The organism is Pseudomonas sp. RA_5y_Pfl1_P24 (assembly GCF_963970945.1).
GTDB classification, from domain to species: Bacteria; Pseudomonadota; Gammaproteobacteria; order Pseudomonadales; family Pseudomonadaceae; genus Aquipseudomonas; species Aquipseudomonas tritici.
Genome location: NZ_CAXAOJ010000006.1, coordinates 188,475 through 208,479, shown reverse-complemented (window position 1 = coordinate 208,479; position 20,005 = coordinate 188,475). Strand labels below are relative to the sequence as shown.

The following is a 20,005-nucleotide window of genomic DNA, read 5'->3' as shown; positions in this document are numbered from 1 at the left end:
AGCGGAGTCGGCTTTCCTAGGGTTCGCCTCATTCTTTTTTACAAGACAATTCAACTATGACCGATGGCGACCGTATCAAACTCGAACCCAGCTGGAAACACGCCCTGCGCGATGAGTTCGATAAGCCCTACATGGTCCAGTTGCGTGAGTTTCTGCGCCAGGAACATGCCGCCGGAAAAGAAATCTACCCGCCGGGCCCGCTGATTTTCAATGCGCTCAATTCCACGCCGTTGGACAAGGTCAAAGTGGTGATCCTCGGCCAGGACCCGTACCACGGTCCCGGCCAGGCTCATGGGCTGTGCTTTTCGGTGCAACCGGGCGTGCCGACGCCGCCGTCGCTGGTGAATATCTATAAAGAGCTCAAGCGCGACCTGAACATCGACATCCCCAATCATGGTTACCTGCAAAGCTGGGCTGACCAAGGGGTTTTGATGCTCAACACCACCATGACCGTGGAGCGTGCCAACGCCAACGCCCATGCGGGCAAGGGCTGGCAGTTTTTTACCGATCGGGTTATCGAAGTGGTCAGCGAACATCAGTCGCATTTGGTGTTTTTGCTGTGGGGCGCACATGCGCAGGGCAAGCAGAAGTTGGTCGATGCGACCAAGCACCTCGTGTTGACCTCGGTGCACCCGTCGCCGTTGTCGGCGTATCGCGGGTTCTTGGGTTGCGGGCATTTCAGCCGCACCAACAAGTTTCTTGAGCAGAATGGCGAGGCACCGATTGAGTGGCGGTTGCCGCCCGTCTGATCCGCGCGGTACTAAAGCCTGACCATCGAAACCGAGCCATTCTCGATATCAGCGACATATAGATTTCGGCCATCCGGAGCGACAACCATACCCCGCGGTTTGTCGAAGCCTTCAATAGTGCCGGTGATGCGGTTCAGACGCGTGTCAATAATGCTGATCCGACGCCCGTCTGTTTCAGAGATATACGCCATTTCGCTGAGCCGATTGAAGGCAATGGTCCAAGGCCCCTCAAGGTTGCTGATTTCTTTGCTGACGTCGGGGATCAAGGCATTGCCAACGGTCACCTTTCCACTTTCGCGGTGGGTGATGTAGAGGTTTGGATAGCGCGGGCTGTAAGCGATGGCCGTGGGGGGGCCGGCGGCGATGCCGATATACGCGGTGACATTATTGCTCGCGAGGTCGACGATGGCCCAGCCGTGACTATCCGTGGCGACGTGAGCACGCGTGTTGTCCGGTGCGATCACCACGTCTTTAGGGCCATGCACCGGTGTCTCACTCACTCGTTGATAGGTGCTGGTATCAAAGGCAACCAGTTTCGAGTCGCCGTGATCAGCCACATATAACCTTGTACCCGTTGAGTTCCGCGCCATGCCATTCACCGTGATGAGCCCTGTGATGGTTTTGACTACGGTGTTATTCAGGGTTTCGATGACGTTGATGGGGGTTCCAGTCGCGACACTGTTGTCACTCACATAAACCCGGGAGTCATCCGGGCTGATTACTATCCTTATGGGAGAACCCAGGCCTGTTAGGGTCTGTATTACCCGCAGAGGTTGGGTGCCGAGGACGGTGATGGATCCCGTTGTAGCGCTTGTCACATACAGACGTGTGCCTGCACGGTTCATCACCAGGCTATTGGGGTCGCCTGGTACTGCGATGGTTTCCACAATCGCTGCAGGTTTTGGGGCGTCGTCAGAGGTCGGTGGGCGTGGCTCATTGTGTTTGGTCATGATGAGCAATTCGAGTAGGCGGAAAGGGTGCAGTCATCACCTGTACTCACGCGATCTGCACCACAGATTGAGCGCTCAGTGAGTGAGGTTGACTACCTGTGAAAAATGACAGTTCAGATGAGCGGTCATGGTTCCTGGGAGACCTTTGCACAGCGGCTCTGCTCAGGGTAGGCGGTTCCAGTGTCTGAACAGCGGCTCCGCCAAAAACAACACGAATAGTAAGCGCATCACCTGCATCGCCGTCACCAGCGGCACCGACAGTTGCAGGGTCTCGGCGGTGAGGCTCATCTCGGCAATGCCGCCGGGCATCATGCCCAGGGTCAGCGAGCGCAGGTCCAGATGGGTCAGGGCGCTCAAACCCAACGCCGCCAATGTCGCCAGCGCCATGGTCAAGGCCGTGCCGATCAGGGTGCGGCCCATGAACGATGGCGCACGTCGAAAGAACTGACGATTGAAGTGGCAGCCCAAACCGCTGCCGATCAGCCATTGGCCAATCTGGCTGCCGCCGTCGGGTAGGCCGATATGCAGGTCCCAGACCACACTGGCAGTGGCGCTCACCAGCAAGGGGCCGAACAACCACGGGTTCGGCTGACGCAAACGCTGCCAGCACCAGGCCACCAGCGCACCCATCGGAAACAAGACTAACAACCAAGGCCAACTCACCGGCGCCGGATGAAACTGCGGGGTGCCGCCTTCCAGCAGATACTTGAAGATCGCCGGCACACACAGCACCACCACCAGCACCCGCAAACTTTGCCCCGCCGCGACCCGGCTGAGCACTGCGCCATTGCGTGCGCCGAGGTTGACCATCTCACCGGAGCCACCCGGCATGCTGGAGAAAAATGCGGTGGCGCGGTCTTCACCGCTGCGCCTCATCAACCACACGCCGACCACGCTCGACAGGCTGGTGACCAGCGCACCAAAAAAAATCAGCCCGAAGTGGCTCATTACCTGCTCGATCATCACCGGGGTGAAGTGCAGGCCAATGCCTATGCCCACCACCCATTGGCCGCATTTGCGCCCGCCGGGCATCTCGGCCAACTGCCAAGGCGTGAGGCAACGCACCAGAATGATCGCCAGCAACGAGCCGACCATGTACGGCAAAGGCCAGCCGACGAGGCTGGCCAGGTAACCGCCGGCCAGGCCGACCAGCGGTGTTCCCCACCAGTGTTTAAAGGTGGTCTCAGGCATCGGCCACGGCACGACGCTGCAAGGCACGTTTGCGGTAGATGCGCACCAGCGGGAGGGCCAGCATCAGCGCAGTCAGTACCCACACACCAAAGGTGATCGGGCTCGACCAGAGGATTTGCAGGTCACCGTTGGAGATCGACAACGCACGGCGTAGGTTCTGCTCCATCAAGCCGCCCAGGATAAAGCCCAGCAGCACCGGCGACAGCGGGAAGTCGAGCTTGCGCAGGATGTAACCGAAGATGCCGATACCCACCATCAGGAACAGGTCGAAGGTGGTCGCGTGAACGGCGTAGACACCAATCGCCGTGATGATCGCGATCACTGGCACCAGCGCCCAGTTTGGCACGGCCAGGATGCGCGTGAAGATACGGATCATCGGGATGTTGAGGACCACCAGCATGATGTTGGCGATAAACAGCGAGGCGATCAGGCCCCAGACGATATCCGGTTGCTGTTGAAACAGCAGCGGGCCAGGGGTGATGTTGTACAGCGACAGTGCGCCGATCATCACCGCCGTGGTGCCCGAGCCGGGTACGCCAAGCGTCAGCATCGGCACCAGCGCACCGCAGGCGGACGCTCCGATCGCAGTTTCCGGAGCGGCGAGGCCGCGCATGTCGCCCTGGCCGAATGTACCGCTGGCACCGGCCAGGCGTTTTTCGGTCATGTAGGCAACCGCCGAGGCCAAGGTCGCACCGGCACCGGGCAACACGCCCATGATGAAACCGAGCAGTCCGCAACGGATGTTTACTACAAAGACAGAAGATGCTTCCTTCAGGTTGAACATCATCCGTCCGGTCGCTTTCACAGCTTCCTGACCACGGTGGGTTTTTTCCAGCAGCAACAGGATCTCGCTGATGGAGAACAAGCCCAGCACCAACACCACAAACTGGATGCCGTCGGTGAGGTGAATGTTATCGCCGGTAAAACGGTACACACCGCTGTTGGCGTCGATGCCCACCGCCGAGAGGAACAGGCCGATCAGCGCCGCCACAAACGTCTTCAGGGGTTTATCACCCGCCATCCCGCCGAGACAGACAATCGCGAATACCATCAGTACGAAGTATTCCGCCGGGCCGAAGGCAATCGCCCATTTGGCCAGCAGCGGCGCAAACAGCACCATGCCGCAGGTAGCGATAAACGCACCGATGAATGAGCTCCAGGCCGACAACGACAGCGCTACACCCGCCAGGCCTTTGCGGGCCATCGGGTAGCCGTCGAGGGTGGTCATCACGGTGGACGCTTCGCCCGGAATGTTGAGCAGGATCGAGCTGATCCGGCCACCGTACTCGCAGCCCAGGTACACGGCTGCCAGCAGGATCAGCGCCGATTCCGGCGGCAGGCCGAGGGCGAAGGCGATCGGAATCAACAGCGCCACGCCGTTGATCGGGCCAAGGCCCGGCAACAGGCCGACCACGGTGCCGATCAGGGTGCCGCACAGCGCGGTTATCAGGTTGTAGGGGGACAGTGCAACGCCAAAGCCTTGGCCCAAGTAGCCGAAAGTATCCATATCAGTTCTCCAGAACGTCGAGCAGGCCAAGGGGCAGCGGCACATCCATGACTTTATCGAACAGCAGATAAAGCCCGACGGCCATTAGGCTGACGATCATCACACTGGGCAGCCAGCGGCCGCCGTACAGGCGTGCCATCGGGATGCCGATCAGCATACTGCTGAGGATGAAGCCCAGAGGTTCGAAGGTGCCTGCGAACACGATCAACAGCCCGACGCACACGCCGATCTTGATCAAGGTGGCACGGTCCAGCGCGGGTTCTTCTTCGGTATGGCGAGTTGGCTGCGGGCGAATCAGCATGTAGATCAGCGCCAGGCTCATCAGCCCGAGCATCAGCAGCGGGAAGGCGCGTGGCCCGACTGGTTCGTATGAAAATGCGGCGTGATAGCGCCACGCCATCGCTGCGAGGCCGGCGCAGGCCAGCAGCAACACGGCGGCAAAAATGCGTTGTAAGAGCATGTTGAACTCCTGGGCCACGCCGCGTGTTTAAACGGGCGTGGCCGCGCGACAGAAGGGCGATTACTGGATCAGGCCGAACTCTTTGGCCAGCACTTTGTAGTCAGCCACCTGTTTCTTCACGTAGGTGTCCAGCTCTGGGCCGGTCATGGCAAACGGGAACAGCTCGCGCTGGTCACGCAGCTTGGCGAACTCTTCAGAGGCCAGCAGTTTGTCGAACGCGTCCTTCCACCAGGCGTAGTCGGCATCGCTGACTTTTGGCCCCAGGTAGAAACCGCGAACCACCGGCCAGACGATGTCGTAGCCTTGCTCTTTGGCGGTCGGAATATTCTTCATTTCCGGCTCATCCAGGCGCTGTTCGGAGAACACCGCCAGCAGACGCATATCGCCGCTCAAGATGTGCGGCATGGAGTCGGAGATGTCGGTACTGCCCACTTGGATGTGGCCGCCGAGCAGAGCGGTGGCGATTTCACCGCCGCCTTCCAAGGCCACATAACGCAGCTCGCGCGGGTTGATTCCGGCGGCTCTGGCGATCAGCGCGGTTTGCATCCAGTCCTGGCTGCCCACAGTGCCGCCGGAACCGATCACTACGCTGCCTGGATCTTTCTTCAAGGCTTTGACGAGATCGTCGAGGTTCTTGTAGGGCGAATCGGCTTTCACCGCGATGGCGCCGTAGCTGGTGCCGACCGCTGCCAACCAACGCACGGCGCTTTCATCGAAGCGACCGAACTTGCCTTGGGCCAGGTTCAACAGCGAACCGCTGGACCACGCAACCAGGGTGCCGCCGTCCGCAGGGCGTTGGGCGACCACCGCGTTGTAGGCCACGGCACCGACGCCGCCAGGCATGTAGGTGACGCGCATCGGCTTGCTCAGCAGCTTCTGGTTGACCAGCGCGCTTTGCGCCAGTTTGCAAGTAAGGTCAAAGCCGCCGCCAGGCGATGCTGGGGCGATACATTCCGGGCGCTTGGGTTCATCAGCGGCTAACAGTTGGCCGGCAAACAGCATGCAGCCGGCGGCGAGCGCGAATTTACGAAGGGAAGGGGTCATGCCTGTCTCCATTATTGTTCTTATTGGGACGAAAACGCTTCGAGGCGTTTTTCGGTTGCTATCACTCAAATAGCTTGGCAGGCGTAACCTGCCGTAGCTGGATGCTAAAGCGCGAAGCTTTCACTAACCTTTCAGTCACCTTTCAATGTCTTCGGGCTTCACAGGGCAGGCGGCGCCTGTAAACTGCCCGGCAATGCGCGGTGCCGACCACGCCTGAATGAGGTAGAAATCCATGCGTGTCTTGCTGGTTGAAGACCATCTGCAACTCGCCGAAAGTGTTGCGCAAGCGCTCAAGAGCACGGGTTTGACCGTTGACGTGCTGCACGATGGGGTGGCGGCGGACCTGGCCCTGAGCAGCGAGGAATACGCGGCGGCGATACTCGATGTGGGGCTGCCACGCATGGATGGTTTCGAGGTGCTCGCGCGTTTGCGCGCCCGTGGAAAAAACTTGCCGGTGCTGATGTTGACGGCACGCAGTGATGTGAAGGACCGCGTACACGGCCTGAACCTGGGGGCTGACGACTACCTCGCCAAACCTTTCGAATTGACGGAGCTGGAGGCGCGGGTCAAGGCGTTGCTGCGGCGCAGCGTGTTGGGTGGCGAGCGTCAGCAGGCCTGCGGCGTGCTGGTCTACGACCTCGACACCCGGCGTTTCACCGTGGGTGGTGAGCTGATGACGCTTACTTCCCGTGAGCAAGCAGTGCTCGAAGCGCTGATCGCTCGCCCGGGTCGGGTGATGAGCAAGGAGCAGTTAGCCTCCCAGGTGTTCGGCCTGGATGAGGAGGCTAGTCCGGATGCCATCGAAATCTACGTGCACCGCCTGCGCAAGAAACTCGACGGCCAGCCCATCGCTATCGTGACCTTTCGTGGCCTTGGGTACTTGCTGGAAGCTCGCGATGCATAAGCCCAGCAGCCTGCGCTGGCGCCTGCTGTGGAACCTGGCGCTGCTGCTGGTGTTGTTGATGTTCGCCAGCGGCATGAGCGCCTACTGGAATGGCCGCGAGGCCGCAGATACCGCCTACGACCGCACACTGCTGGCCTCGGCGCGCACTATCGCCGCTGGCTTGACCCAAGTAGATGGCACCTTGAGCGCCAATGTGCCCTACGTCGCCCTGGACACTTTTGCCTACGACAGTGCCGGGCGGATTTATTACCAGGTCAATGACATCCACCAGCAGTTGATCTCCGGCTACGAAAACCTTCCCGGCCCACCGCCGGGCACGCCGCGCACCGATGACTATCCGGCACTGGCACGTTTCTATGACGCCGTGTATCAGGGCCAGGAAGTGCGTGTGGTGAGCCTGCTAAAGGCTGTCTCTGAACCCAACATGAATGGCATGGCGGAAATCCGCGTCGCCGAAACCGATGAAGCGCGCGTAAGCATGGCTCGCAGCCTGATGGCCGACACCTTGCTGCGCCTGGGCATGCTCGGTATCGGCGCGTTGTTGCTGGTGTGGTTTGCCGTGAGTGCGGCGTTGCGGCCGTTGGAGCGTTTGCGCACGGCGGTGGAGGAGCGCCAGCCCGACGACTTGCGTCCTTTGCCGTTGGTGGAAGTGCAGCACGAGTTCGGCCCGTTAGTGCGGTCCCTCAACCACTTCACCGAGCGCCTGCGCGGCCAGTTCGAGCGCCAGGCGCAGTTTATTGCCGATGCGGCCCATGAGTTGCGTACGCCGCTGGCAGCGCTGAAGGCCCGGTTGGAACTGGGCTTGCGCGCCGAAGATCCCGCCATCTGGCGCAGTACTTTGGAATCCGCGGCCCAGGGCACTGACCGTCTGACTCATCTGGCCAATCAACTGTTGTCTCTGGCACGCATCGAAAACGGTGCCCGAGCGATTGCCGAAGGCGGCGCGCAGCTACTTGACCTCAGCCAATTGGCTCGCGAGCTGGGCATGGCCATGGCGCCGTTGGCCCACGCACGCGGCGTGGCGTTGGCGTTGGAAGCCGACGAGCCAGTGTGGTTGCGCGGTGAGCCAACGCTGTTGAATGAGCTGTTGAGCAATCTAGTGGACAATGCCTTGGCTCATACGACGCCGGGTGGCAACGTGATCCTGCGTGTAACGGCACCGGCGGTGCTGGAAGTGGAGGATGACGGCCCCGGTATTCCGCAGGATGAGCGGGATCGGGTGTTCGAACGCTTCTACCGCCGTAGCCAACAAGGCATGGGGTCAGGCCTGGGGTTGGCGATTGTCGGTGAAATCTGCCGGGCGCATCTGGCGCAGATCAGCCTGCACGATGGCGAGCAGGCCGGGTTGAAGGTGCGGGTGAGTTTTATCGCGGGCTGATCAGTAGAACATCGAGCGTGCTTCATCCAACTCGGCGCGCAAGGATTCGCTGTAGGGGTCGATGCGCAGTTTCTTGATCGCCGGCAGGGTAGAGGCCGATACGCTTGCCAGGGGGTGATCGGTGCCGCGATGGCAATACAGCACGGCGACTTGCACTACATCGATGTAGTCGAGTCTGGCCGAATCGCGTTCCAGGTCCAGGTACTGGCCGGGCAGTTTCGCCAGCATTTCCGGAAAGTCCCAGCCGCTTAGCAGTTTGTCGCCCAGTAACGGGTGGATGCTCTCGATTACATGGTTGAGGCTGACCGAGTCCGACAGCAGCTCATAGTGGTCTTCTGCGTACGTCAGGATCGGCAGCACGCCGATCTGGTGCACCAGGCCGCCGAGGGCCGCCTGGTCGGGCTTGAGCTGGCTGTGACTGCGGCATAAGGCATAGCTGACGCCCGCTACTTCGAGGCTGCGACGCCACACATCACGCATTTTCTGATCAATCACATCGGAGCGGGCTTGAAAAATCTGCTCCATGACCAGGCCGATTGCGAGGTTGCTGCTGTAGTTGGTGCCCAGCCGGGTGATGGCGGTGTGCAGGTCGGTGACTTCCTGGGTCGCACGCAACAGCGGGCTGTTGACCACTTTTATCAGGCGAGCCGACAGCGCGGTATCGCGACCGATCACTTTGCTCAAGTGGCTGATGCTGATTTCCGGGTCTTCAGCGGCCTGACGAATATTCAGGGCTACTTCCGGCAATGTCGGCAGAACCAGGTCATCGTTGTCGATGGCCGTCACTAAAGCCTGTTGGACTTTTTCCGCCAGCTCGTTCATTCATGCTCTCTAGCGTGTTGCAAAAAGGTATGGCGACTAACGCTGTATCTCTCGATCACGGTCGAGTGTGTAAGGCAGGTCAAGCAGCTGTAAGGCGGGACCTTCTAGCGTGCCTAAATGCACATCGCCACTATCGGCAGCTTCGGCTTGCAATACGGCCAGAAGTTCAACGTTTTGGTCAGCTTTTGCGGCAATGACCACTTCGCCGATCGAGCTGTTATGGCTGGGAGAGAACAACGGCGTGCCCGGCTCGGGCATTTCAGCGGTATTGAGGCTCAAGCGGTACAGCCGACGTTTGAGTTTTCCCAGGTACTGCATGCGCGCTACGATTTCCTGGCCGGTGTAGCAGCCCTTCTTGAAGCTGACGGCGCCCACGGCTTGCAGGTTGAGCATCTGCGGGATGAACAGCTCGCGCGTCTGCGGCATGACCTGGCCAATACCTGCGCGGATTTGACCCAGCAGCCAATCATTCAAATCTGTTTCTTTTAATTGCTTGGCCAGTTGCTCGTGCACGGCCTCAGCGTGTTCGGTGGGTACCCAGAGTTCGGCGCGCTCAGGGGACACGCGGGTGGCAATCAATGCGTTGCTGCGGGCGACGCTATCGGTCTCGGCCGGCAGTTCCAGGCCTAGGCTGGCCAACGCCTGATTCGCGCTCACGAGGCCGAAACGCACCCAGGCGGCGGTTTCGTCGGTGAGCTTGGATTTGGAGAACACGGCGTACTTCTTCAGGTCTGCCAACTGCGGTTCCAGCAGCTCAGTGGCCATTGCCAGTAACACGCCGTCACCTTGCAGCAGGATGCGAAAGCTCGACTGCATACGTCCTTTTTGTGTGCAGCGCGCGCCGAGGCTGGCCTGGGTCTCGCTCAGGTAATTGAGGTTGCAGGTCAGTTGGCCCTGAAGGAATTTGGCAGCGTCGGCGCCTCGGACGGCGAGAACGCCTTCGTGGGATAGGGGGCAGAAGAAAGCAGAGTCAGCCATGGGTCATCGCAGGTCAAAAAGTCATGGGTGCATCATAGAGGGGCGCCCGGCAAATGGATAGTTTCCGTATGGGGCGACCAAAGCCGACTGTTCCGGTGCCGTCGGGCCTGTATACTTGCGCTCTATTTGAGGAGCGCTCCATGGTCGAAGATGTAGAAATCAATCGTCTCTACTGGCACAGCCGTCGTGGCATGCTGGAATTGGACGTGTTGCTGGTGCCTTTCACCAAGGATGTGTATGCGACGCTCAATAAGGTGGATCGCGACCTCTATGTCAGGCTGCTGGAATGCGAAGACCAGGACATGTTCGGCTGGTTTATGGAACGTGCCGAATCGGAAGACCCGGAACTGCAGCGTATGGTCCGGATGATTCTGGACCGTGTTCAGCCCAAGTAATACGTTTGAATGCCGCTGGCAGGCCTCACGGCTGATGCTGGCGGCGTATCTCCTCGCCCAGCTGTTCGCGTTGGCTGCGCTTTTGTTTCTTGATCTGTCTTGTTCAAGCCTGGGCATGTTGCTGTGCCTGGCGCATGCCGCCTGGGTTTTACCGCGTCATATCCTGCTCACACACCGTTCGTCGATTCGTGGCCTGCGCCGCGACGCCGATGGCTGGCAGTTGCTCAGTGCTGAGCGAGGTTGGCACAGCGTGCAGTTGCGTCCCGACAGCTTGGCGCTGCCGCTAATCGTGGTGCTGCGCTATCGGGTGCCTGGGGCGTGGTGGGTGCGTTCTATCTGTGTGCCGTCGGATGCGCAGGTCGCCGATGTGCATCGGCGCCTGCGGGTGCGCTTGAAGTTCAGCCGCCGTAGGTGGTTGGCACCAGAATAGTGTCCCGGGCTTCGGGCAGCATCTGCGGGTAGTCCAGGGTGTAATGCAGGCCGCGGCTTTCTTTGCGCTCCATGGCCGAGCGGATCATCAACTCTGCTACCTGGGCCAGGTTGCGCAGCTCGATCAGGTCGCGGCTGACTTTGTAGTTACTGTAGAACTCGACCCTTTGAGGCTAAACCCAATGGATACAGGGGTTTCAGCCGATGACCGTTAACCACCGCTCCCAAAGTGGGACAAACCTGTTACAAACTGCGCTCGCCAAGCCGTACCACTATCGCCGGTCTGGTCGCTATTACCTTCGCCTTCGCCCTCAAGGAACCGTTAAGGGCTTCTTCACGCTGTCACTCAGGACTACCGACAAGGCCACCGCAATGACCATCTCCGACGACATCCTCTCGACTCTGAAGGCCTATCATTTTGACAACCCAGAAGCGCCATGGGATGAACTTCGTGAGCGCTTGATCGACATCGCTGAGTACAACCTGACGATGGCACACGGTGACAGTTCGCTGGTCGCTTACGAGATGATCAACGATGAACATCACTTGGCGCTCCGTAAGGCGTCCGCACAGTTGCCCTTGAGCATCAATCAGCAACGAGCAGTAAGTAAGGCCCTTGAGATCCTTGAGGCCTCTCAGGAGCGTATGCGGGGTCGGTCGGGGAAGCTGGTCGAGATCGTGAAGGACCTCAATGGGGAATCTTGTAGCACGTCTGTGGCCCTCTCCCTGCCCTTATCTGTAAGTGCTCTTTCAGGTCTGACATTCAAGGCCCTCTCTGGGCTCTACATGGCGGAACGCAAAGACAGCATTCAGGTCAGCACCATGCGGGACGTGAAGTCATCGTGTGAGTCTATCGGCGCGATCCTTGGCGACTTGGACATGAAGACCCACACGCGGGAGGACATGAAGGATCTGAGGGAGAAGCTCCTTGAGACTCGTAAACCGATCACCGTGAGAAAGATCCTGACGAAGCTATCGACGGTCATGGATTGGGCTGTGAATAACGGCTATCTCGACAAGAGCTTCGATAAGGGTCTGAAGCCAACGAAAGGCGCTGACAGCTCCCGTGAGGCGCTCTCTCAGGATCAGGTAGCGGCCTTGATGGCTCACGCTAAGTCCCTTCCAATGGACGCTTGGCAGCGCTGGGCGTTGTCCCTTGGGGTGATCACTGGGGCCCGTATCGAGGAACTCAGGCAGTTGACCAAGGCTGACGTAAAGCAGGTCGGCAGCGTGTGGGTCATCGACATCAACAGGAATGATGGAAAGACAGCTAAGACCAAGAATGCTCTCCGTGTTGTGCCGCTGACTGATGGCGCCTACGGCTTCGATCTTCAGGCGTTTCTTGAGTTCGTCAGAAAGGCAGACTCCCGGCTATTCACACTTGGCGCCGGTCAGTTCTCGAACGTGCTCAATGGGGCCCTTAGGGAGGTCCTGACGTTGAACGCTGATCGGACCCAGACCTTCCATTCGTTGCGTCACTCGCTGGCCGGTGCCTTGAAGGCCGCTGAGGTGCCTGTGGGGACCGCTGAGTCCATCTTGGGGCACGCTTCGGGGTCTATCAGCTATGACCTGTATGGGGCGGGGAGTGCCGTTGAGGTGGGCCGTATGGCTGAGGCGCTGGTAAGTGCGTTTCGTATGGCCGTATGATACTACCCAGAGTTGAATTGATTCATCTGTGAGGCACCGCGAGTTATACGAATTTCCAGCGCGGATAGTGTGCGATAGCGGGTGATCGAGATTTCATCTCAGGGAAAATTGCCCGAACCTTTAATCTAAGGAGTGCGACTTAAGATGTTGAGGGCATTTGATAAATTACTTATCGTTTTGGCGAGTGCTTTACTTTTGTTTGTTAGCTTCTCTGCGTCTGCCGATAAGGGCTGGATAAAACTCGTTTCAGCAGAAGACGGTTCAACTTGGGAAGCTATGCCAGGATCGTTTGAGTTTTCACAAAATAAAAGTGATGTTCCTATTGCGGTGTTGGCAGGTAGAGCCATTAGTGCCAAGCGCAAGAAAATAGAATTGAGTAAGTGGTATGTCACTGCTGGGGATTGCAAGAATAAAATGGGGAAGTTGGTAACCCTCAATGTTAGTGGTGAATATCAGTTTGAAAGTGATTTTATATTTGATAGTGGGAATGTGGCTTCATTTATTGCCAAGTTCATCTGTGATGTTGCAGATCAGAGTATAAAGAATGCTGATGGTAAAAGTTTGTGAGTGTCTCTGTTTGAGAGGGGATTTAAAAACCCCCACAATAACCAGAGCGACACCACCCGAAACGTGGCGACCTCTGTGAATGATGCCGTAAGGTCACCTCCAAGGTGGCCCTCTGCGGGCAAGGCGTATCTGGACAGTGGCTCATACCCAGACCGATACGACCACCAAGCGCAGCCCTAACGGGATCTGCTGGTCCAGCATCGAGGACCACTGTAGCGATTCTGTCTGTTCACTTCGTGTGAGTAGACCCTTGATAGGTTTGGGCCTCCTATCACTGATCGCACGGTTAGAGGGCCTTTTATGATCTACGGACCGAGTTGGCTGTGTACCCATATAAAGGCTCTTAAGGTTTATATAAAGAAAACTTAAAGAGAGCTTGGAGTGTTAATTCTTATAAGATTAATCTATTAAGGAATAATACTTTAAGTTCTAATTGAGTAACTTTAAGTTCACCTTGTTCGCGGGTCTACTGCCCTGCAAATTTGCATAGCTCCGATGGTCTCCACAGACCGTGATCAATCCGGCCATCCAGTCACAATCGAGACGAATTTAAAAACACCCACAATAACCAGATGACCCACGCCACGGTCACCTGCAACGGCGATCACACGCCACTCCCGTAAACTCCAAGTCTTTCTGAATGCTTCCTTTGCCACTTGCCGATGCCCGTTGTGGGGCCTTGGAGGTTGGCCGGTGGATGTGACTCAGGGAGCATTCAAAAGGAAAACACAACTATGAACATCGACAACCAAGCCGATTTGCTGCCCATTGTTATCGAGGGTCAAACCTTCAAGCCGAATGAAGATGGAATGTGGAATCTAAACGAGATCGCCAAGGCCTTGAATGTTCGGGAGCCGGGTCAGTGGCGTAATGCTGTACAAGCTGCCCTGATCAAAGATGCAAATTTGCATGTCTCCCACGGTAACGGGACCCTCGCTACAGAAGAGGGCGCAATTGCCTACGCCATGTGGGTTTCGACTGATTTTTATCTGATGGTCATCCGTGCGTTCATCTCCATGCGTAACAGTGCCGTCCGTGAACTGCGTCAGAAAGATGCCCTCTTGGACGCCAACATGCCCAAGGCTACGACCCTCGACCTTAAGGCGCGTGGCGCTGGTCTTACATGGACCGAGGCATGCCGTGTAGCAGGCATTCAGCACCCCGCTTTGGCCCTTAAGTACCTGCATGCGTGCAAGCGTTTCGTGCGTGCCGTGGATAGCTTCGGTACGCCTGACGGCCCTGTACGACCTCCTAAGAAAGCTTTCGACCTCGGACACTTCGTGCCCGTATCGAGCGACTTCGGGAACCGTGAAGGCTGGAGGGTCAAGCCCGGTGGCCTCGATTGGCTGGTTTGCAACACAGAGACTATCAACACCGGAGTAGCTGACGGCAACCGCCGCAAGGCTCAGGCCAAGAAGGCAGCTCAGGCCTCTCGTGTTGACCGCTGGGGTCGTGTGACCAAGGAGGCGATCTAATGAGCCACAACGAGCCCAACACGAACTTCGCCATGTCCTGCGCCCAGCGCACCCGACTGGTTCGCACTCTGTCCATGATGCTTGCGGGTCATCCCCTTGAGGTCCGTCAAGCTACCGCTGAGCGCCACCGTAAGGCACACCAAGCACGCAAGAACCGTAAGCCTTCACGTCAGGCGTGGTGGGCCGCTAAGCAGGCTGAGAACGACGCAAAAGAGCAGCACGACCCCGATACCCTTGAGCTGATGAAACGCTATGAACTTCTCTGATCAGCTCAACGCTTTCTTCGCGACACCTGCAAGTCGAACCAAGCTGATCACCCTGCGCACCATCTGGCGAGACCGTGACGCCCGTGAACGTATCGTCCGCAAGGGTGAGCAGGGCGTAGACGTAGTGGCCCTTTGCAGGCTCCTTAAGCTGGCCCACCCCGGCCTACTGGTTCTCGTGAAGCAGTTCACCCAGACCACCACACTGCATCTCGATGCGGTCCTGATGGTGCCCATGCGAATCCCACTGACCCGATCACCGATCACCGTAGTAACCCCGCTTAACGCATAGCCGTCCGCCATCGGCACCAAGATCACACCCGCCAAGCTGTAGACCCGTGATCACGAACAACCTACCCAAAACCCAGAAGATATTGATCATGACCTTGAGAGGCCCGTGCGGCTACTCCTTGCCATCTGGTCACGTTGCCTCTATGCGGCAAGGCCATGAATCAATGTCTCTATATAGGAGACACACAATCATGAATCTGAATATCCAAAACGTTACCCCTGAGACTGTGGAAATCCAAGGTCAGACCGTAACCCGTGCTTACGCCGAAGGCATCATGCTGACCACGCTGGTAACCAGTGCCGGTAAGAATGAGCCAGCCCGTAACGCCATCGTTAAGCAATACCTTGACGCTGGTCTGAGTGCCGCCCTGTTCCCACGAGTGGCCGCAGCGGTCCGTCAAGCTGCCTTTGATGCTGCTCAAGAGCGAGCCCGTCAAGTTGCTGCTGCTGAGGCTCACGCTGCACGTCACCGCTCCTATCACACGTCGACCCCATTGGATGCTGCGCGTCGCCGAGCCAAGCGCTTGGCCCATGAAGACAAGATGCGCGCTATGGGTGCTGCTGTACGAGCCGCAAATGGCAGCTCGTCGTTCTCAAGTAGCGACTTCGACTAAGCCAACCTTGTGATTCCCTTGGTGACGCTGCTCTTGCTGGCGTCTCCCTGAACCCATTCCGTTAAAACCTCAGGAGAACCAAAATGACTACTCGAATTCCTAACTCTTTCAAGAACACCGATCACCGTGAACACACTGACCGTCCACAAGCAGTGACCTCTTACGAGCAGGCTGTATGGGGCAATGGCGGTGACCTGCGCTTCAATACTCAGGCTTCCACCTCTGCAAGTGCCCCTGATGCAAGCGCCGTAGCTCAGGCCGTTGTTAAAGGCATCGACGAATTCTTCAATGGCGGCGAATGGCACCAACGCGCTATCGACGCTATTCCTTGTGAGTTCCGTCCGCGTGGCACCGAGCCGACCTCTGTGCGACTGGTCAACATGGTCAACCGCAACATCGAGTTCGACCCACGCCAGTCGATTTATGATCACTCCAAGATCACGAAGGGCGAGGCCGTAGCTGGTGACTTCATCTTCACTGAGCCGACCAATACCGCAGGTTTCTTCTCGCACCGCTTCACCCTGTTGGATGTTCATGTGGTCGCTGGTTTCACCGGCAACGGCATGGAGCAGATGATGGACAAGATGCTGGCCGACTTCGAGAAGGCTTGCGGTTCGACTATTGTGGACATCCTGATCAAGTCCCCAAGCACTGAGGCCAAAGAGGTCACCATTGCGGGCATTTCGCCACGCGACCGTGCTGAGGACTGGATCGACGCCTTGACCCTGAGCATCAACCAATCGGTTGGTAACTCCTTGAGCGACTTCGTGTTGCTGATGCACATGACCGAACAAGCTGTTCTTGAACGTGCCGCCCAGCGTGCTGGTGTGGATGACGTTGAGGACCTGTTGGGTTGCCGTACTCAGTTCTACTCGGGCACCAACCGTGGCGTATTCATGCTGCCTAAAGGCTTCGCCTCGCTGTCGTTCCGTGAGGGTCGCAGTGGCGACGTATGGACCATTCTGGCAAGCCGTAACGCTGGCATCCAAGGTTGGGACATCGAGATCACCGGCATTGCTGACGTGATGGCTCAGGCCAAGGTCAAGCTCAAGCTTGCAAACCCAGCGGACCCTACTGAGAAACTTCAGGTCGAGACCGTAGACTTCCCGTTGATCACCCGTGCGGTCGCCAAGCCGTAACACCCGCTGTAACCATGGGGCCCTTCACGGGCCTTGTGGGCTGACCTGAGCGTCTATCCACGCCGGTGGACCTTCAGTTGAGCCCATTCCGTATCACGTTCCTACGCACAAAGCGCAGGGCACTGACCCACATTCAAACTCACATTCCACGCAGGAGCCCGCTATGGACGCCAAGAAACCATGGTTGGCCGTCCTTAAGGCCCTGTTGACCTCAAAGGCCACGTGGAAACTGATAGGCACCGTAGCGGTTCTTTACGGTGCAGCCCATGGCGAGCTGATCGCTGAGCTGGTCGGTGAGGTCGCAGCGGATACGTTAGGGGCCCTTTGAGAATCTGACACAAATTTCCCTGAGACCACCTGTCATAGCTAACCTGCGCGCTTACCCCCGTAGGCCCTCGCACGCTCGCTCAGGCGCACGATAAGGACCCTTGCGGGCAGGCGATAAGGACCCCAGCGTTGGGACAAATGTGCGCCAAAGCTGTTACAAAACGGGGTTCTATGGTGTTACGCTATGGGCTCCTAACGTGCCTCATCAGGTCGGTGTAAGGATCGTATCCTTCGCCTCTGGCAACATCTCTGGATAGTCCAGCGTGTAGTGCAGACCCCGAGATTCCTTACGTTCCATGGCAGACCTGATCATCAGTTCCGCTACTTGAGCAAGGTTCCTCAATTCAATCAGGTCTCTGCTTACTCGGTAGTTACTGTAGAACTCCTCAATCTCATCCAGCAGCAGACGCACCCGGTGCTGCGCGCGTTGCAGGCGTTTGTTGGTGCGCACGATTCCCACGTAGTCCCACATGAAGCGGCGCAGCTCATCCCAGTTGTGCGCGATGATTACGTCTTCGTCCGAGTCGGTGACCTGGCTGGCGTCCCAGCGGGGCAGGGCGGCAGGCACCGGGATGCGTTGCAGCTGCTCGAGGATGTCCGCCGCCGCGGAGCGCGCATAGACGAAACATTCGAGCAACGAATTGCTGGCCATACGGTTGGCGCCATGCAGGCCGGTGAAGCTGGTTTCGCCAATCGCATACAGGCCGGGTACGTCAGTGCGGCCATGCCTGTCGACCATCACGCCGCCGCAGGTGTAGTGAGCGGCCGGCACCACAGGGATCGGGCCTTTGGTGATGTCGATGTTGAACGCCAGGCAGCGCTCATAAACCGTGGGGAAGTGGGTCTTGATGAAGGCTTCGGGCTTGTGGCTGATATCCAGGTAGACGCAGTCGATGCCCAGGCGCTTCATTTCATGGTCGATGGCACGGGCGACGATATCGCGCGGGGCCAGCTCGGCGCGCGGGTCGAAGCGCTGCATGAAGCGTTCGCCGTTAGGCAGTTTCAAGTGTGCGCCTTCCCCGCGCAGGGCTTCGGTAATCAGGAAACTCTTGGCCTGTGGGTGATACAGGCAGGTGGGGTGGAACTGGTTGAATTCCAGGTTGGCCACCCGGCAGCCGGAGCGCCAGGCCATGGCAATACCGTCGCCGCAGGCTCCGTCCGGGTTGCTGGTATAGAGGTAGACCTTCGCTGCGCCGCCTGAGGCCAGGATGGTGAAGCGCGCGCCGTAAGTGTCGACTTCACCACTGACACGGTTGAGCACGTAGGCGCCGAGGCAGCGTTCGCCGTCCAGGCCCAAGCGTTTCTCTGTGATCAGGTCGACGGCGACGCGTTGCTCAAGCAGCTCGATATTGGGGCGCTGGCGTGCCTGGTTGAGCAGCGTCCTGAAAATGGCTGCGCCTGTGGCGTCGGCAGCGTGGATGATTCGGCGATGGCTGTGGCCACCTTCGCGGGTCAAGTGGAATTCAAAGCCGCCGTCGTCGCTGCGAGCGTGTTCGTCACGGGTGAACGGCACGCCTTGGTCGATCAGCCATTGAATCGCCTCACGGCTGTGCTCGACAGTGAAGCGCACCGCCTCTTCATTGCACAGGCCGCCGCCGGCATTGAGGGTGTCTTCGACGTGGGATTGCACCGTGTCGGTGTCGTCCAGCACGGCGGCGACACCGCCCTGGGCCCAGAACGTCGAGCCGTTTGCCAGGTCGCCTTTGCTCAGTACCGCAATACGCAGGTGGCTGGGGAGGGTCAGCGCAAGGCTCAAGCCGGCCGCGCCGCTACCGATTACCAGGACATCGTGTTGAAACTGTTGGCTCATTTAAAGGATTCCGCAAAAAGCGATCCGGGGTGGCGCAAACAGGACGCCTGGATCGGCGAATCAAAGGGTCGCACGGGCTACTAGTATATAGAGGGGTGGAGCGGCACAATAGTCGGGCATTCGTGGCAATATGAGATTACGGTGCACGGCTTCGGTAAAATCGGCGGGTTATTGAGACGGGAACTTTTTGCATAAGCCTCGACTCAATAGCAGGTTGCCCGGAAGCTGGGAAACGTTGAGTTTATTGGCCCGTCGGGAGCATTGGACGCGTCAGAAAACCGGCGACAAGATTATTCGCGCAGCCGGCGTTGCCCGTGCTGCGTTTTTCGTGTGTGCCAAATCAGTGCATGCCGGAAACTTGCTTTGAGGGGGAGAACTTTTGCGAAAAGTCCGAGTCTATGTTTGCAAGCCTGATCGTTTAGTTATGAAAGCCTCCTTCAAGTACAACGAGGAGTGTTCATGCTAACCCAGGAAGAGGATCAGCAGCTGGTCGAGCGCGTTCAACGCGGTGACAAGCGGGCCTTTGATCTGCTAGTGCTGAAATACCAGCACAAAATTCTCGGGTTGATCGTGCGGTTTGTGCACGACACCCATGAAGCGCAGGACGTTGCACAGGAGGCCTTTATCAAGGCTTACCGTGCACTTGGTAATTTTCGCGGTGATAGTGCGTTTTACACGTGGCTATACCGAATCGCCATTAACACGGCGAAGAACTATCTGGTGTCTCGCGGACGCCGCCCGCCGGATAGCGATGTAAGTTCAGAAGATGCAGAATTTTACGATGGTGATCACGGCCTCAAAGATCTCGAGTCGCCGGAGCGTGCGTTGCTGCGCGACGAGATCGAAGGCACCGTTCATCGCACAATTCAGCAACTGCCAGAAGATTTGCGTACGGCGTTAACTTTACGTGAATTCGATGGTCTGAGTTACGAAGACATTGCGAGTGTCATGCAGTGTCCGGTGGGGACTGTAAGGTCGCGGATTTTCCGGGCCAGGGAAGCCATCGATAAAGCCTTGCAACCGCTGTTGCAAGAGAACTAAAGACAGCGGCTACAGCCAAGAGAG

The 20,005-nt window shown here is 58.1% G+C and carries 22 protein-coding genes and 1 pseudogene; 14 read left to right on the top strand and 9 right to left on the bottom strand.

What is annotated here, in order from left to right; all coding sequences use genetic code 11:
* Window positions 1-56: 56 nt before the first annotated feature.
* Window positions 57-749, top strand: coding sequence for a uracil-DNA glycosylase (gene ung / locus AACY30_RS12045; protein WP_339540376.1), 693 nt, complete (start codon window positions 57-59; stop codon window positions 747-749).
* Between the two features lie 11 nt (window positions 750-760).
* Here ung and AACY30_RS12040 read toward each other — a convergent pair whose 3' ends face one another.
* The 5 genes from AACY30_RS12040 to AACY30_RS12020 all read right to left on the bottom strand — a co-directional run bounded on the left by AACY30_RS12040 (window position 761) and on the right by AACY30_RS12020 (window position 5,901).
* Complete coding sequence (locus AACY30_RS12040; RefSeq protein ID WP_339540375.1) at window positions 761-1,699, bottom strand: YncE family protein; 939 nt, start codon at window positions 1,697-1,699, stop codon at window positions 761-763.
* Window positions 1,700-1,861: 162 nt separating this feature from the next.
* A complete protein-coding gene (locus AACY30_RS12035; protein WP_339540374.1) occupies window positions 1,862-2,890 on the bottom strand; it encodes an AbrB family transcriptional regulator in 1,029 nt (342 codons plus the stop codon).
* Entirely contained in the window at window positions 2,883-4,397 is a 1,515-nt protein-coding gene (locus tag AACY30_RS12030; RefSeq protein WP_339414956.1) for a tripartite tricarboxylate transporter permease, read from the bottom strand. Before AACY30_RS12030 ends, AACY30_RS12035 begins: the two co-directional genes overlap by 8 nt.
* Window position 4,398: 1 nt before the next feature.
* Window positions 4,399-4,857 carry a tripartite tricarboxylate transporter TctB family protein gene (locus AACY30_RS12025; RefSeq protein WP_339471239.1) on the bottom strand — a complete coding sequence of 153 codons (459 nt, stop codon included), beginning with the start codon at window positions 4,855-4,857 and terminating at the stop codon, window positions 4,399-4,401.
* 60 nt (window positions 4,858-4,917) lie between these two features.
* A complete protein-coding gene (locus tag AACY30_RS12020; protein ID WP_339414954.1) occupies window positions 4,918-5,901 on the bottom strand; it encodes a Bug family tripartite tricarboxylate transporter substrate binding protein in 984 nt (327 codons plus the stop codon).
* Between the two features lie 232 nt (window positions 5,902-6,133).
* Here AACY30_RS12020 and AACY30_RS12015 point away from each other — a divergent pair, with 232 nt between their 5' ends.
* On the top strand, window positions 6,134-6,805 hold the full coding sequence (locus tag AACY30_RS12015) for a response regulator (RefSeq protein ID WP_010212220.1): 672 nt from the start codon (window positions 6,134-6,136) through the stop codon (window positions 6,803-6,805).
* Window positions 6,798-8,183, top strand: coding sequence for a sensor histidine kinase (locus tag AACY30_RS12010; protein ID WP_339471238.1), 1,386 nt, complete (start codon window positions 6,798-6,800; stop codon window positions 8,181-8,183). The genes AACY30_RS12015 and AACY30_RS12010 overlap by 8 nt, the downstream gene beginning before the upstream one ends.
* Here AACY30_RS12010 and AACY30_RS12005 read toward each other — a convergent pair whose 3' ends face one another.
* Together AACY30_RS12005 and ygfZ are read right to left on the bottom strand one after the other, a co-directional pair.
* Window positions 8,184-9,005, bottom strand: coding sequence for an HDOD domain-containing protein (locus AACY30_RS12005; protein WP_339471237.1), 822 nt, complete (start codon window positions 9,003-9,005; stop codon window positions 8,184-8,186).
* A gap of 36 nt (window positions 9,006-9,041) precedes the next feature.
* Window positions 9,042-9,983: a CAF17-like 4Fe-4S cluster assembly/insertion protein YgfZ gene (ygfZ, locus tag AACY30_RS12000; RefSeq protein ID WP_339471236.1), complete on the bottom strand. Its 942-nt coding sequence runs from the start codon at window positions 9,981-9,983 to the stop codon at window positions 9,042-9,044.
* A 140-nt stretch (window positions 9,984-10,123) separates the two neighbouring features.
* Here ygfZ and AACY30_RS11995 point away from each other — a divergent pair, with 140 nt between their 5' ends.
* Window positions 10,124-10,378, top strand: a complete 255-nt coding sequence (locus AACY30_RS11995; RefSeq protein ID WP_339414950.1) for an FAD assembly factor SdhE — start codon at window positions 10,124-10,126, stop codon at window positions 10,376-10,378.
* Window positions 10,362-10,808 (top strand): hypothetical protein, encoded by a 447-nt coding sequence (locus tag AACY30_RS11990; protein ID WP_339471234.1) that lies wholly within the window; start codon window positions 10,362-10,364, stop codon window positions 10,806-10,808. Before AACY30_RS11995 ends, AACY30_RS11990 begins: the two co-directional genes overlap by 17 nt.
* Here AACY30_RS11990 and AACY30_RS11985 read toward each other — a convergent pair.
* Window positions 10,777-10,968, bottom strand: a pseudogene (locus tag AACY30_RS11985) (L-aspartate oxidase); the annotation flags it as partial. The gene AACY30_RS11990 and the pseudogene AACY30_RS11985 overlap by 32 nt on opposite strands.
* 43 nt (window positions 10,969-11,011) lie before the next feature.
* On the opposite strand from AACY30_RS11985, the gene AACY30_RS11980 reads away from it, so the two are divergent.
* From AACY30_RS11980 to AACY30_RS11945, 8 genes are all read left to right on the top strand, one after another.
* A complete protein-coding gene (locus tag AACY30_RS11980) occupies window positions 11,012-12,454 on the top strand; it encodes a tyrosine-type recombinase/integrase (protein WP_339540373.1) in 1,443 nt (480 codons plus the stop codon).
* Window positions 12,455-12,598: 144 nt separating this feature from the next.
* Window positions 12,599-13,021 (top strand): hypothetical protein, encoded by a 423-nt coding sequence (locus AACY30_RS11975; protein ID WP_108573989.1) that lies wholly within the window; start codon window positions 12,599-12,601, stop codon window positions 13,019-13,021.
* A gap of 734 nt (window positions 13,022-13,755) precedes the next feature.
* Window positions 13,756-14,496 (top strand): KilA-N domain-containing protein, encoded by a 741-nt coding sequence (locus tag AACY30_RS11970; RefSeq protein ID WP_339540372.1) that lies wholly within the window; start codon window positions 13,756-13,758, stop codon window positions 14,494-14,496.
* Window positions 14,496-14,762 (top strand): hypothetical protein, encoded by a 267-nt coding sequence (locus tag AACY30_RS11965; protein WP_339540371.1) that lies wholly within the window; start codon window positions 14,496-14,498, stop codon window positions 14,760-14,762. Before AACY30_RS11970 ends, AACY30_RS11965 begins: the two co-directional genes overlap by 1 nt.
* A complete protein-coding gene (locus AACY30_RS11960) occupies window positions 14,749-15,051 on the top strand; it encodes a hypothetical protein (protein WP_339540370.1) in 303 nt (100 codons plus the stop codon). The genes AACY30_RS11965 and AACY30_RS11960 overlap by 14 nt, the downstream gene beginning before the upstream one ends.
* A gap of 190 nt (window positions 15,052-15,241) precedes the next feature.
* Window positions 15,242-15,664, top strand: a complete 423-nt coding sequence (locus AACY30_RS11955; protein ID WP_122488900.1) for a hypothetical protein — start codon at window positions 15,242-15,244, stop codon at window positions 15,662-15,664.
* Between the two features lie 83 nt (window positions 15,665-15,747).
* The gene (locus AACY30_RS11950; RefSeq protein ID WP_339540369.1) at window positions 15,748-16,803 is read left to right on the top strand and encodes a hypothetical protein; all 1,056 of its coding nucleotides are present in this window, start codon (window positions 15,748-15,750) and stop codon (window positions 16,801-16,803) included.
* 163 nt (window positions 16,804-16,966) lie between these two features.
* Window positions 16,967-17,131: a hypothetical protein gene (locus tag AACY30_RS11945; RefSeq protein ID WP_339540368.1), complete on the top strand. Its 165-nt coding sequence runs from the start codon at window positions 16,967-16,969 to the stop codon at window positions 17,129-17,131.
* Between the two features lie 204 nt (window positions 17,132-17,335).
* Here the strand turns inward: AACY30_RS11945 and nadB are convergent, their stop codons facing one another.
* Entirely contained in the window at window positions 17,336-18,940 is a 1,605-nt protein-coding gene (gene nadB, locus AACY30_RS11940) for an L-aspartate oxidase (protein ID WP_339540367.1), read from the bottom strand.
* A gap of 459 nt (window positions 18,941-19,399) precedes the next feature.
* Between nadB and rpoE the strand changes: the two genes are divergently transcribed.
* Window positions 19,400-19,981, top strand: coding sequence for an RNA polymerase sigma factor RpoE (rpoE, locus tag AACY30_RS11935; RefSeq protein ID WP_003172477.1), 582 nt, complete (start codon window positions 19,400-19,402; stop codon window positions 19,979-19,981).
* Window positions 19,982-20,005: the final 24 nt, after the last annotated feature.